The sequence below is a fragment of the Pseudomonas sp. PA27(2017) genome (assembly GCF_001945445.1).
In the GTDB taxonomy this organism is placed as follows: domain Bacteria; phylum Pseudomonadota; class Gammaproteobacteria; order Pseudomonadales; family Pseudomonadaceae; genus Aquipseudomonas.
Window position 1 is genome coordinate 208,171 of sequence record NZ_MSXW01000022.1, and the last position, 12,538, is coordinate 220,708.

Genomic DNA, 12,538 nt, shown 5'->3' on the forward strand with positions numbered 1-12,538 from the left:
TCAAGGTTGCCAGGTGGTGCGCTCGCCGCTGAGCCGGTGGTCGAGAAAGCTCGCCGCGCTGATCAGTGCCAGGTGGCTCAGCGCCTGGGGCGTGTTGCCCAGATGGTGGCCGCGCCTGTCCAGTTCCTCGGCGTACAAACCCAGCGGGTTGGCATAGCGCAACAGTTGCTCGAACTCCAGGTGGGCCTTTTCAATCCTGCCGGCACGCGCCAGGCACTCGACGTACCAGAACGAGCACGCCATGAACGAGCCCTCCTCGCCTTCCAGCCCGTCGTCGGTGCGATAGCGATACACCATGCCGTCGCGCACCAGTTGCTGCTCGATGGCCTCCAGGGTCGCCAGCCAGCGCGGGTCGGTAGCGGCGACGAAACGCATCAACGGCATCAGCAGCATGGAGCCGTCGACGTCCTGGCAGCCGATGCGCTGCACGAAATGGCCGCAGCTCTCGTCCCAGAAATTGTTCCATATGTCGTCATGGATGGCCTGGCGCTCGTCGTTCCAGCGCGCGAACGGCGCCGGCAGCGAACGTTTCTGGGCCAGGCGGATGGCACGATCCAGCGCGACCCAGCACATCAGCCGCGAATGCAGGAAATGTTGCTCCTCGCCGCGAATCTCCCAGATGCCGACATCCTTCTGCTGCCAGCTGTCGCATACCTGATCGACGATGCCCACCACGTGTTTCCAACCCTCGTGGGAGATCGCCTCGCCGTACTTGTTGGCCAGGTAAACGGCGTCCAGCAGTTCGCCGAAGATATCCAGCTGGGTTTGCTCGTGGGCTTCGTTGCCGATACGCACCGGCTTAGCGCCGCCATGGCCGGCCAGGTGATCAAGGGAGCTTTCAGGCAAGTGATGCTGCCCGCGCAGGCTGTAGAGAATGCGCAGGTGCGCCGGCGTTTCCGAGCAGTCTTCGACGCGGTCGCGCACCCAACGCATGAAGGCATTGGCCTCGTCGGAGAAACCCAGACGCATGAAGGCGTATACGGTGAACGAGGCGTCGCGAATCCAGGTGTAGCGATAATCCCAGTTGCGCTCACCGCCCGGCGCTTCCGGCAGGCCGTAGGTGGCGGCGGCGATGATGCCGCCGTGCTTGCGCGAGGTCAGCAGCTTGAGCGCCAACGCCGATCGATGGACCATCTCGCGCCAGCGTCCGCGGTAGTTGGACTGCTTCATCCAGCGCCGCCAGTACCTCACGGTCTCGTCGCGGCAATGCTCGCAGGCACCAGCGGACACCAGAGGATCATCCGGCGCACCGAGCACGAACTCCGCGTGCTCGCCTTCGCGCAGCTCGAATTCGGCAACTGCGCACTGATCGTCGACCTCCAGCGCCTCGCTCGCCGATAGCCGCAGGCTGGGTTGGCCCGGCGCAGTGAACAGCACGTCGCCGCCTTCCAGCTCGGCGACCGTGTCAGCACGGCTGTAGTCGTGGCGCACCCGGCAGCGCAGGCGGATGGTGGCGTGGCCGGAGACCACGCGAATGGTGCGAATCAGCCTTGGCGCAGCGTCGGCATCCGCGTTGATCGGCATCAGGTCGGTGCATTCCACTATCGCCTGCTCGTCCAGCCAGCGCGTTTGCAGCACGTTGGTATCAGGCAGATACAGCTGTTGACGGCGCGCCTCGGGCAGATCCGGCGCCAGCTGGAAAACCCCGGCTTCGGGCGTGTCGAGCAAGGCACTGAAGATCGACGGGCTGTCGAAATCCGGCCAGCAGAAGAAGTCCACGCAACCACTGTCGGCGACCAGCGCGGCACTGCGCATGTCGCCGATGATGCCGTGGGCCTCGATGGGCATCTGACGATTCTGGATATCAGCCATTGTCACGAAACTCCGGGTAAAGGCTCATGCCGCCGTCGATGAACAGCGTGGTGCCGTGAACGTAATCAGCCATGTCGGAGGCCAGCCAAACCACCGCATTGGCGACGTCCTGAGCGTCGCCGATACGGCCGTAGGGAATCAGCTCGAGCAATTTGTCGGCAGCCGCACCTTCGGTGGCTTCACGGTTGATCGCGGTGCGGATGGCCCCCGGCGCAATTGCGTTGACGCGAATGCGCTGCTCGCCCACTTCCTGGGCCACGCTGCGCATCAGCAGGTCGAGCCCGCCCTTGGAGGCCGCGTAGTTGGCGCGCCCTGCCCAGGGAATCAGCTGGTGCACGGAACTCATCTGGATGATCTTGCCGGCCGCGCGGGAAATCTCCTCGCGAATGCCCTGCTCGGCGAACTGCCGCAGCGCCGCGCGCACGCAGAGAAACTGACCGGTGAGGTTGACCTGCAGCACCTGGTTCCACTCGTCCAGGCTCATGTCCACGGTCGGCGCGTCGCGCTGCATGCCGGAATTGGCCAGCAGAATGTCCAGCCGCCCGAACGCGGAAAGGGTTTCAGCGAACAGCGCCTCGACGCCCTGCTCGCTGGACACATCCGCCTGTACGGCGATGGCCTGGCCACCACCATCGCGAATTTGCGCGGCGAGCTTTTCGGCAGCCTCACGCCCGGACCGATAGTTGAGCACCACCGCGGCGCCCGCCTCGGCCAGCGCCTTGGCCGAAGCCGCGCCGATACCTGAACTCGCCCCGGTGACCAGCGCGACCTGTGACTGCAGAGAGATGAGCATGGCCGTTTCCCTTTCCTCGACTTGCTACACCTGACTGAAAGCAAAGCGGCAGAGTTCAGGGAAAAGCCCGCTGCCGTCGATCAGGCTGCCAGCACCTCCAGGGCGACGCACCGATCCAAGAATAACCGGCCATGGGAGGAGAGTTGCCATGCAAGACATCGAAGCGCTGCTCGATTATCTGAAGCGTCACAAGTTGTATCTGACCACCGCCGAGTCCTGCACCGCCGGCATGGTCGTGGCGCTGCTCGCCAAGCATCCCGGCAGCGGCGAATGCCTGGACAGCGGTCATGTGGTGTATTCGCCAGCCGCCAAGAAACGCTTGCTGGGCGTGAGCCAGCACACCCTCGACAACTTCAACCTGACCAGCGAGGAAGTGGCGCGGGCCATGGCCAAGGGCGCGCTAGACGGCAGCCCGGCCAATGTCGCCGTCGCCACCACAGGCGTCGCGGGTCCCGAACCACAGGGCGAGATTGCTGCCGGCACCCTGTGCTTCGCCTGGGCCTTTCGCCTGGCAGACGGCAACATCCAGCTGTATTCGAGCACCGAACATTTCGCCGGCGACCGCTCGCGCATCCTCGATGAAGCCGCCCGCTTCGCCCTGCTGCGCCTGCCCGAGCGGCACGCGCAGCTGCTTGGCGAGGGTTAGCGCCGGCCTTTCCCGGGCAGGATCGAACCCAATACCTGCTTGGTGGCCTGGCGCAGGATGCCGCCCTGGTTCGGGTCGCCCTGCCACAGAGTGGACGCAAAGGCCTTGGCCTGGGCCAAGGTGATATGCGGCGGCAAAGGCGGCACATCGGGGTCGGTCTTGAATTCGATGACCACCGGGCGGTCAGCGGCCAGCGCCTGCTCCCAGGCCGCAGCGACGTCCTCCTCGCGGTCGACATATATCCCCAGCAACCCGATGGACTCGGCGAACTGGTGATAGGCGACGCTGGGAATGTCCTGGGAGGCCGAGAACTTCGGGTCGCCTTCCATCACCCGCTGCTCCCAGGTCACCTGGTTGAGGTCTTCGTTGTTGAACACCGCGCAGATCCAGCGCTTGTCCTGCCATTCGCGCCAGTATTTGGCGACCGTGATCAGCTCGGCCATGTTGTTCATCTGCATGGCGCCGTCGCCGACCAGCGCCACCACTGGGCGATCCGGGTGGGCGAACTTGGCGGCAATCGCATAGGGAACCGCCGCGCCCATGGAGGCCAGACCACCGGACAGCGAACAGAGCATGTCCTCGCGCATCTTTACGTCACGGGCGAACCAGTTGGCGCAGGAGCCGGAATCACTGGTCACCACCGCGCGATCCGGCAGGCGCGGCGACAGTTCGAAGGCCACCCGCTGCGGGTTGATCGGCGAAGCCGAAGCCATGGCGCGGCGCTTCAGGGTGGTCTGCCACTGCGCAGTCCAGCGTTCGATGCGCTTGCGCCAGGTGCGCAGCGTCTTGCGTTCGAGCAACGGCAGCAGCGCCTGCAGGGTGTCCGCGGCATCGCCCTGCAAATTGACCTCCATGGGATAGCGCAAGCCGAGCATGTCGGCCTGGATATCGATCTGCACGGCGCGCGCCTGGCCTTCCTTGGGCAGGAATTCGGCATAGGGAAAGCCCGAGCCGATCATCAGCAAGGTGTCGCATTCGTTCATCATCTGATAACTGGGCTTGGTGCCCAGCAGGCCGATGGAGCCGGTCACCCAGGGCAGATCGTCCGGCAGCGCGGCTTTGCCGAGTAACGCCTTGGCCACGCCGGCACCCAGCACTTCGGCCACCTCGGTCACCTGTTTGCCAGCACCGAGCGCGCCGGCACCGATCAGGATCGCTACCTTCTTGCCGGCATTGAGCACATCCGCGGCGCGCTGCAGGTCAGCCTCGTACGGCACAACCCGCGGCCGGCTGTAACCCACGCCCGAATGCAGGGTGCCGTGCTCGCGGGGCGGCTCCTCGTAGGGCAGCGTCTGTAGATCATTGGGCAGAATGATCGCCGTCACCCGACGATCACCCAGCGCCGTGCGAATGCTGCGGTCGACCAGGTGACGCACCTGGGACGGCGCGCTGGCCTGCTGGACGAAGGCGCCGGCGACGTCCTTGAACATCGACAGTAGATCCACCTCCTGCTGGTAATGGCCGCCCAGGGCGTTGCGCGCCTGCTGGCCGACGATCGCCAGCACCGGCATGTGGTCCATGCGCGCATCGTACAAACCCGTGAGCAGATGGGCCGCACCGGGACCGGAGGTGGCGATGCATACGCCCAGGTCGCCAGAGAACTTGGCGTCGGCCGCCGCCATGAACGCGGCCATTTCCTCATGGCGCGCCTGGATGAAGCGGATCTTGCCCTCGGCCTTGGCCAGGGCGCCGAATACGCCGTTGATGCCATCCCCTGGATAGCCATAGATGCGCCGAACGCCCCATTCGTGAAGGCGTTCGACGATGAAATCTGCGACGGTCATGCTCATGGAAAACTCGCTCGAAGTTCGGGCCCGCTGGGCCGACATGGATGGAGTTGCCACGCGAGGTCTCTGTGCGCGACGGCTCGGCCCGGCAGTTCGCTGCCGGACAGGAAATCTTGACCGGGGCCCGCTCACGGAGGTTTAAGGTTTCTGCCAGACCGCTGCGCCTGGGTTGAAGGCAAGCCGCCGCGGGGCAAAAAGATCGAACATGCAGCGCCCGTCACCCTCAAACCCTCTAGAGCAACGCACCGAGGGACGAGGCATGACCCAGCGAGTACCCGATCCGACCCAGGCACCCGACTTGCCGGGCGAGCCCCCTCCACTCGGCCAGCCCCACGAACCCGACAACGATGCGCTACCGGACAAGCCACAGCCCGACCCCGTTTGAGCAGGCTTGAACCGTTGGCCCGTCACATCAGGCAGGAGTGAACACATGGTCGCCTTCGAACCGCAATCGCAACCCGAACGACAGGGCCCGGCGCCTCAGAACGTCAGAGGCTGGGAGCGCCTGTTGTCCATCGGCGGGGGATTGCTGCTGGCTACGCTCGGCGCGAGCAAGCACGGCGAGCGTGGCCGGCGCCAGTTTAGCGTGGGCGGCCTGTTGCTGCTGCGCGGGCTGAGCGGTCATTGCAGCGTGAAAAGCGCGGTGGACGACCCGCTGGCTGAAATCCGCTACCTGCGCGCCCGTGTACAGCGCCTCCAGGAGCTGGTGCTAATGGCCGAGGAAGTCGCCGATCGCACCCGCGCCACGCCAGCTCCGCCCGTGCCGCCGGTACCAGTCACGCCGGCACCAGCGGACCTGGGCACGCCGATTGCCGATGAATTCGCCAGCCGCGAGCAGAGCCGATAACAGGCATTGCCATACCGCATTTTTAGCATCAACAGGTGTAGTCATATGGATAACGACAGCAAAGACCGCCCGCACAAGCGCCCTGCCAAGATCATTTCCGGGCACTGGCAGCACGATGCCCAGGAACGACTACGCGCACGCATCCAGGCCGAGCAGTCGCATACCGATGAGTTGGAAGCCTTGGCCAACATCGCCCGCTCCACCATCGCCGACCTGGAAAACCCCGACGCGGTGGCCTCGCCGGATCGCTTGCGCGAGGCCGGGCGCCAACTCGCCGCTCTACGCGACGCCTTGAACAACTACAGCGGCCACGCCGTGCACAGCGTCGACCGCTTCGCCCGCAAGCATCCGCTGTGGCTGGCGGCCGGCGGCGTGGCGGTAGGCATTTTGGTGAGTCGCGTGTTGCGCAAGCGACGCAGCCACGCTGATGGCTATTCCCATGGAGGGACGCTGCGATGAACGACGATCTCCGGCAACCGCCACTTGAGCCCTCGCTGCTCGGCCTGCTGCGCCAGTTGACGCGAGAAGTGCAGACGCTATTCACCAAGGAGCTGGCGCTGGCCAAGGTCGAGCTCAATGCTTCGTTGCAAGCCACAAAGACCGGCATCGCCGCCGTCGCGGGCGGTGCCATCGTGCTGCTGTGCGGCGTGCTGATGCTGCTGCTCGCCGCTGTCTATGGCCTCAGCGAAGTGATGCCGCCTTGGGCGGCCGCATTGATCGTAGGCGTCGTGGTGATCGTGATCGGCCTGATCATGCTCAAGGTCGGGCAACAGAAATTCGCCCCTTCCCAACTCACTCCCGAACGCACCCTGGACTCCTTGCAGAAAGACAAGGAAGCGGTACAGAGGCAAATGTCATGAGTACCCATAGCAGCATCGCCGCCGAATCGCTCAAGTCCCCGGAAGTGCTCGAGCAGGAAATCGACCAGCAGCGCAGCCGTATCGATGCACTTATCGATGACGTGGAGGCACGCCTGACCCCGCAACGGCTGATCGACCAAGCGCTAGCCTATGGTCGCGACAGCGGCGGCCTGGAAATGGCCGAACGCCTGGGGCAAACCCTCAAGGCCAACCCGGTACCGGTCGCCATGACCGCCATCGGCCTGGCCTGGCTGGCCGTCGAGCAGGCGCGCCGACACACGCCGAAGGCGCCCGAGCCTGATGCGCCGGAGGATCACGAATCCCTGGCCGATGCCCTGCACAGTGCCAAACAGTCGCTGGAACAGAGCACCCAAGCCGCGCGCCGCAAACTGCACGACCTTGCCGATGGTGCCAGCGCCGCGACACAACAGGTCAAGCAGAGCGCCAGCGCCGTGAGCCAGGCCGTGCATCGCCACCCGTGGGCCTTCGCGGCTGCCGGTTTGGCAGCAGGCGCCTTGGTGGGGCTGCTGGGCACAGGGCGCCGGCACTCGCCAGAAGACGAACTAGTAAAGGAAAGCTACGTGGTGCCGGATATCGAAGCCGGCTTCGATGAACTCGCCGATGTGCCGGATGACGAGCCACCCTTTCGCCCCGGCGCGATCTGACGTCGGGTAAAAGGCGAAACGCAGAAACGAAAAAAGCGCCCTAAGGCGCTTTTTTACGTTGCTTCCGGGTGTTCAGTGGGCCCTGGAAGCGATATATGGCGCAGCGGACGGGACTCGAACCCGCGACCCCCGGCGTGACAGGCCGGTATTCTAACCGACTGAACTACCGCTGCGCATACCTCGATTGGTGGGTGATGACGGGATCGAACCGCCGACCCTCTGCTTGTAAGGCAGATGCTCTCCCGGCTGAGCTAATCACCCTTCACTCTCGAAGTGGGGCGCATTCTAGAGAGCACCCTGCCCCTTGGCAACCCCCTTTGTGAAAAAAATTTATTGGCGATCCAAAGGCTTAGCAATCACCGCCATTTGGCAGGGCAAATCACGCGACGACTCGATATGGGGTTGGCCTAATCCAACAGCGGAAGGAATAATGCGCCCTCGCGCGGGTCTGATCGTCGCGCGGCGTGATTGCCTATCCGCCGCCAGACTGCCCATGCGCTGCCTGAGGCAGCTGCCATGCGCCCGAATTGAAGATTTCCTGCGCGCCGCGGCGCGCACCCATTAACTGGAGACAACCCGCTCATGTGGTTTCGCAACCTGCTGGTCTACCGCCTCACCCAGGACGTCGACTTCGATACCGAAAAACTGCAAACCGCACTGGCCGCCAAGCCGGCGCGCCCCTGCGCCAGCCAGGAACTGGCGACCTATGGGTTCGTCGCCCCTTTCGGCAAGGGCGAGGATGCACCGCTGGTGCATGAAAGCCAGGGCTTTCTGCTGATCTCCGCTCGCAAGGAAGAGCGCATTCTGCCCGGCAGCGTGGTCAAGGACGCCGTGAAGGAGAAGGTCGACGAGATCGAAAGCGAGCAGATGCGCAAGGTCTACAAGAAGGAGCGCGAGCAGATCAAGGACGAGATCGTCCAGGCCTTCCTGCCCCGCGCCTTCATTCGCAAGTCCGCGACCTTCGCCGCCATCGCCCCGGCCCAGGGCCTGATCATCGTCAACGCCTCGAGCCCCAAGCGCGCCGAAGATCTGCTGTCGACCCTGCGCGAAGCCATCGGCTCGCTACCGGTGCGCCCGCTGACCGTGAAGATCGCTCCGAGCGCGACCATGACCGACTGGGTCAAGGCCCAGCAGGCCGCGGCCGACTTCCACGTGCTGGACGAGTGTGAGTTGCGCGACACTCACGAAGACGGCGGCATCGTGCGCTGCAAGCGCCAGGACCTGACCGGCGAAGAAGTGCAACTGCACATGAGCTCCGGCAAGCAGGTGACCCAACTGTCCCTGGCCTGGCAGGACAAGCTGTCCTTCGTGCTCGATGACAAGCTGGTGGTCAAGCGCCTGAAGTTCGAGGACCTGCTGCAGGAGCAGGCCGAGCAGGATGGCGGCGACGACGACCTGAGCCAGCAGGACGCCAGCTTCACGCTGATGATGCTGACCCTGATCGAGTTCCTGCCGGCACTGTTCGAAGCCCTGGGTGGCGAAGACACTCCGCAAGGACTCTAAAGGCTGCTGCGCGTCCGCCCTGCGGCGTTGAAAATAGGCTCGAAACGCTCATGTACAAAAGTACAGTCGGTCGCGACCCGGCCGCTTGATTCGCTGCGCTCACCCTACGGGCCAGCCTTCGGCTGTTACTTCGCTACGCTGCGTTTCTCGCCTATTTTGTGGGGCCGCCTAGGCTTGCAGGGCTTTAGCTCGCGAGCCTTTCAATTGCAGCTGCTCTCTTGCAACAGCCCAATACCCCGCTCCATCCGACCGCCACCGCTGTCTATCCAACAATAACTGGCTGCACAGTGCTCCGCCTTTGGAGCCTGCTACGGCTTTATAGGGAATTTCTGCCATGTCTGCCTTGGTCGCCCTCAGCCGCTTCGTCGGCAACACCTTCGCCATCTGGGTTCTGCTATTCGCCGTGCTGGCGTTTCTGCTTCCGAGTGCCTTCCTGCCGCTGACGGCATTCATCGTGCCGCTGCTCGGGTTGATCATGTTCGGCATGGGCCTGACCCTGAAAGCAGAGGACTTTCGTGAAGTGGGGCGGCGCCCCGGTCGCGTGCTGGTCGGCGTGCTGGCGCAGTTCATCATCATGCCGGGCCTAGCCTGGCTGCTCTGCAAACTGTTCGCCCTGCCACCGGAGATCGCCGTTGGGGTAATTCTGGTCGGCTGCTGCCCAGGCGGCACCGCCTCCAACGTGATCACCTGGTTCGCCCGGGGCGACCTGGCCCTGTCGGTATCGATCACCTCGGTCACCACACTCATGGCGCCCGTGGTGACACCGGCGTTGATCTGGCTGCTGGCCTCCGAATGGTTGCCGGTGTCCTTCTCGGCCATGTTCCTGTCGATTCTTCAGGTAGTGCTGCTGCCCATCGTTCTCGGCCTGATCGTGCAGCGCGTGCTGGGCGACAAGGTTCGCGTGGTGGTGGATATCCTGCCACTGACCTCGGTGCTGGCCATCGTCGCCATTGTCGCCGCGGTAGTGGCGGCCAGCCAGGCGAAGATCGCCGAGTCGGGCCTGCTGATCATGGCGGTGGTGATGCTGCACAACGGCCTCGGGCTTGGCCTGGGTTACCTGGCCGGGGTACTGACCGGCATGCCCCTGGCGCAACGCAAGACGCTGTCCATCGAGGTCGGCATGCAGAACTCCGGGCTCGGCGCGGCCCTGGCCAGCGCCCACTTCTCGCCGTTGGCGGCAGTGCCCAGCGCGTTGTTCAGCGTGTGGCACAACCTCTCCGGCGCGTTGCTGGCCACCTTCCTGCGGCGGATGAAGGACGACAAGCCGGCCGATTGAACGGCTTGCCCCAACCGGGCAATGGTGCACACTATTGGAGCACGCCGGGGACGACCCCGGCTCAAGTGCATGATTACCGGGGACGACCCCATTCGACTGGAGTCGCCTGTGTCCTGGATCATCCTGTTCTTCGCCGGCCTGTTCGAGGTCGGCTGGGCCGTCGGCCTGAAGTACACCGACGGTTTCACCCGTCCCCTGCCGACCGTGCTCACCATCGCCGCCATGCTGGTCAGTTTGGGCCTGCTCGGCCTGGCCATGAAGGAGCTGCCCCTGGGCACCGCCTACGCGATCTGGACGGGCGTGGGCGCCGTCGGCACGGTGATCGCCGGGATCATTCTGTTCGGTGAGTCCATGGCGCTGATCCGCCTGGTCAGCGTGGCGCTGATCATCTGCGGGCTGATCGGCCTGAAGATGAGCCACGGCTTCTTCATTCAGCGATTATCCCCACGCAACGCCTTAACCTCGGCCTGCAGCACCTGCCGCGTCGCCGCCGTTGCCTCGATGGGCGCCCCCGCCACCAGGTCGATCCGCGACCAGAAGCGACGGAACAGGCCCTTGCGCGGATCACGGCTGAAGAAGCTGCCCCACAGCCCGCCCAGCGCCATGGGAATCACCGGCACCGGGTTGTCCTGCAGGATGCGCTCCACGCCCGCCTTGAACTCGTCGATCTCGCCGTCGGCGGTCAGCTTGCCCTCGGGGAAGATACACACCAGCTCGCCGTCGCGCAGGTATTCGCCGATGCGCTTGAACGCCGCATCGAACACCAGCAGGTCTTCGCTGCGCCCGGCGATCGGCACCGTGCCGGCGGTGCGGAAGATGAAGTTGAGCACCGGCAGGTTGTAGATCTTGTAGTACATGACGAAGCGCACCGGGCGACGCACCGCACCACCGATCAGCAGCGCATCGACGAACGACACGTGGTTGCACACCAGCACCGCCGGCCCCTCTTCCGGAATCGAGTCGAGGCCCTTGTGCGACACCCGGTACATGGAGTGGCCGAGCATCCAGATCAGGAAGCGCATGGTGAATTCGGGGACGATCTTGAAGATGTAGCTGTTGACCGCCACGTTCATCAGCGAAATGACCAGGAACAGCTGGGGGATCGACAGCCCGGCGACGCTCAGGAACAGGATCGACACCACTGCCGAGACGACCATGAACGCCGCATTGAGGATGTTGTTGGCGGCGATCACCCGGGCCCGCTCGTTCTCGGCGGTGCGCGACTGGATCAACGCATACAGCGGCACGATGTAGAAGCCGCCGAACACGCCAATGCCGAGGATCGAGGCCATTACCCACCAGGCGTGGCCGAAGCCCAGCAGCGCCAGCCAGTCGTAGGGCTGCGCCGCCTCGGGAATGCCGCCCGAGGCCGCCCAGAGCAGGATGCCGAACACCGTCAGGCCGATGGAACCGAACGGCACCAGGCCGATTTCCACCTTGCGCCCGCTCATGCGCTCGCAAAGCATCGAGCCCAGCGCGATACCCACCGAGAACACGGTGAGAATCAGGGTGACCACGCTCTCGTCACCGTGCAGCCACTCCTTGGAATAGGCCGGGATCTGCGTCAGGTACACCGCGCCGAGAAACCAGAACCACGAGTTGCCGACCAGCGAGCGCGACACCGCCTTGGGCTGCGTCAGGCCCATGCGCAGGGTCAGCCAGGTTTGCCGGAAGATGTTCCAGTCCAGCGCCAGATCCGGCAGCGCGGCACCGGCCCGCGGAATGCCGCGGGCCGACAGGTAGCCGAGCATCGCCACCAGCACCACTGAGACGGCGACGATCACGCTGTAGTGAGCACTGGTGAGCATGATGCCGGCGCCGATGGTGCCCGCCAGGATCGCCAGAAAGGTGCCCATTTCCACCAGCGCGTTGCCGCCTACCAACTCCTCAGGCTTGAGCGCCTGGGGCAGGATCGAGTACTTCACCGGGCCGAACAGCGCCGATTGAATGCCCATGGTGAACAGCACCGCGAGCATCAGCGTCAGGTTGCCGAGCAGCACACCGAGGGCGCCGACCAGCATGATGAAGATCTCGAAGAACTTCAGCCGGCGGATCAGCAGGTCCTTGGCGAACTTCTCGCCGAACTGGCCGCCGAGGGCGGAAAACAGGAAGAACGGCAGGATGAACAGCATGGCCGCGACGTTGACCAGCAGGTCGCGATCCGCGTCAAGGCTGAGCTTGAAGAGAATCGCCAGGATCAACGACTGCTTGAAGATATTGTCGTTGAACGCGCTGAGCAGCTGCGTGACGAAGAACGGCAGGAAGCGCCGGCTCTTCAGCAGAGCGAATTGCGAGTGCTGACTCATCGATACCTTTCCCTTTGCGGATTCGATGAGCATTGGACTGCAA

The 12,538-nt window shown here is 64.4% G+C and carries 11 protein-coding genes, 2 tRNA genes and 1 pseudogene; 8 read left to right on the top strand and 6 right to left on the bottom strand.

The window, feature by feature from the left end:
- Both BVH06_RS12060 and BVH06_RS12065 read right to left on the bottom strand, forming a co-directional pair.
- Entirely contained in the window at positions 1 to 1,812 is a 1,812-nt protein-coding gene (locus BVH06_RS12060) for a glycoside hydrolase family 15 protein (RefSeq protein WP_075934219.1), read from the bottom strand.
- Positions 1,805 to 2,605: a glucose 1-dehydrogenase gene (locus tag BVH06_RS12065; RefSeq protein ID WP_075934220.1), complete on the bottom strand. Its 801-nt coding sequence runs from the start codon at positions 2,603 to 2,605 to the stop codon at positions 1,805 to 1,807. Before BVH06_RS12065 ends, BVH06_RS12060 begins: the two co-directional genes overlap by 8 nt.
- Before the next feature lie 148 nt (positions 2,606 to 2,753).
- Between BVH06_RS12065 and BVH06_RS12070 the strand changes: the two genes are divergently transcribed.
- Entirely contained in the window at positions 2,754 to 3,251 is a 498-nt protein-coding gene (locus tag BVH06_RS12070) for a CinA family protein (RefSeq protein WP_075931113.1), read from the top strand.
- Here the strand turns inward: BVH06_RS12070 and BVH06_RS12075 are convergent.
- Positions 3,248 to 5,041 carry a thiamine pyrophosphate-requiring protein gene (locus BVH06_RS12075; RefSeq protein WP_075931114.1) on the bottom strand — a complete coding sequence of 598 codons (1,794 nt, stop codon included), beginning with the start codon at positions 5,039 to 5,041 and terminating at the stop codon, positions 3,248 to 3,250. The genes BVH06_RS12070 and BVH06_RS12075 overlap by 4 nt on opposite strands.
- A 427-nt stretch (positions 5,042 to 5,468) precedes the next feature.
- Between BVH06_RS12075 and BVH06_RS12080 the strand changes: the two genes are divergently transcribed.
- The 4 genes from BVH06_RS12080 to BVH06_RS12095 are packed head-to-tail and all read left to right on the top strand — an operon-like array spanning position 5,469 to position 7,410.
- Positions 5,469 to 5,885, top strand: a complete 417-nt coding sequence (locus tag BVH06_RS12080) for a YgaP-like transmembrane domain (RefSeq protein ID WP_075934221.1) — start codon at positions 5,469 to 5,471, stop codon at positions 5,883 to 5,885.
- 45 nt (positions 5,886 to 5,930) lie between these two features.
- Positions 5,931 to 6,344 carry a hypothetical protein gene (locus BVH06_RS12085; RefSeq protein ID WP_075934222.1) on the top strand — a complete coding sequence of 138 codons (414 nt, stop codon included), beginning with the start codon at positions 5,931 to 5,933 and terminating at the stop codon, positions 6,342 to 6,344.
- On the top strand, positions 6,341 to 6,745 hold the full coding sequence (locus tag BVH06_RS12090; protein ID WP_075931117.1) for a phage holin family protein: 405 nt from the start codon (positions 6,341 to 6,343) through the stop codon (positions 6,743 to 6,745). Before BVH06_RS12085 ends, BVH06_RS12090 begins: the two co-directional genes overlap by 4 nt.
- Positions 6,742 to 7,410: a DUF3618 domain-containing protein gene (locus BVH06_RS12095; protein WP_075934223.1), complete on the top strand. Its 669-nt coding sequence runs from the start codon at positions 6,742 to 6,744 to the stop codon at positions 7,408 to 7,410. Before BVH06_RS12090 ends, BVH06_RS12095 begins: the two co-directional genes overlap by 4 nt.
- 96 nt (positions 7,411 to 7,506) lie before the next feature.
- Here the strand turns inward: BVH06_RS12095 and BVH06_RS12100 are convergent.
- Positions 7,507 to 7,583 (bottom strand) — tRNA-Asp (locus BVH06_RS12100).
- 12 nt (positions 7,584 to 7,595) lie between these two features.
- A tRNA-Val gene (locus BVH06_RS12105) sits at positions 7,596 to 7,671 on the bottom strand.
- Positions 7,672 to 7,992: 321 nt separating this feature from the next.
- On the opposite strand from BVH06_RS12105, the gene rdgC reads away from it, so the two are divergent.
- The 3 genes and pseudogenes from rdgC to sugE form a co-directional block, all read left to right on the top strand.
- On the top strand, positions 7,993 to 8,913 hold the full coding sequence (gene rdgC / locus BVH06_RS12110) for a recombination-associated protein RdgC (protein WP_075931119.1): 921 nt from the start codon (positions 7,993 to 7,995) through the stop codon (positions 8,911 to 8,913).
- Between the two features lie 334 nt (positions 8,914 to 9,247).
- Entirely contained in the window at positions 9,248 to 10,189 is a 942-nt protein-coding gene (locus BVH06_RS12115) for a bile acid:sodium symporter family protein (RefSeq protein WP_075931120.1), read from the top strand.
- Positions 10,190 to 10,297: 108 nt separating this feature from the next.
- A pseudogene (gene sugE / locus BVH06_RS12120) lies at positions 10,298 to 10,609 on the top strand (quaternary ammonium compound efflux SMR transporter SugE); the annotation flags it as partial.
- An 11-nt stretch (positions 10,610 to 10,620) separates the two neighbouring features.
- On the opposite strand, the gene BVH06_RS12125 reads toward sugE, so the two are convergent.
- Entirely contained in the window at positions 10,621 to 12,495 is a 1,875-nt protein-coding gene (locus tag BVH06_RS12125; protein ID WP_075934224.1) for an MFS transporter, read from the bottom strand.
- Positions 12,496 to 12,538: the final 43 nt, after the last annotated feature.

Coding starts and splice junctions, on each gene's coding strand:
- BVH06_RS12060 (WP_075934219.1), bottom strand. CDS start 1,812: ATGGCTGATATCCAGAATCGTCAGATGCCCATCGAGGCCCACGGCATC.
- BVH06_RS12065 (WP_075934220.1), bottom strand. CDS start 2,605: ATGCTCATCTCTCTGCAGTCACAGGTCGCGCTGGTCACCGGGGCGAGT.
- BVH06_RS12070 (WP_075931113.1), top strand. CDS start 2,754: ATGCAAGACATCGAAGCGCTGCTCGATTATCTGAAGCGTCACAAGTTG.
- BVH06_RS12075 (WP_075931114.1), bottom strand. CDS start 5,041: ATGAGCATGACCGTCGCAGATTTCATCGTCGAACGCCTTCACGAATGG.
- BVH06_RS12080 (WP_075934221.1), top strand. CDS start 5,469: ATGGTCGCCTTCGAACCGCAATCGCAACCCGAACGACAGGGCCCGGCG.
- BVH06_RS12085 (WP_075934222.1), top strand. CDS start 5,931: ATGGATAACGACAGCAAAGACCGCCCGCACAAGCGCCCTGCCAAGATC.
- BVH06_RS12090 (WP_075931117.1), top strand. CDS start 6,341: ATGAACGACGATCTCCGGCAACCGCCACTTGAGCCCTCGCTGCTCGGC.
- BVH06_RS12095 (WP_075934223.1), top strand. CDS start 6,742: ATGAGTACCCATAGCAGCATCGCCGCCGAATCGCTCAAGTCCCCGGAA.
- rdgC (WP_075931119.1), top strand. CDS start 7,993: ATGTGGTTTCGCAACCTGCTGGTCTACCGCCTCACCCAGGACGTCGAC.
- BVH06_RS12115 (WP_075931120.1), top strand. CDS start 9,248: ATGTCTGCCTTGGTCGCCCTCAGCCGCTTCGTCGGCAACACCTTCGCC.
- BVH06_RS12125 (WP_075934224.1), bottom strand. CDS start 12,495: ATGAGTCAGCACTCGCAATTCGCTCTGCTGAAGAGCCGGCGCTTCCTG.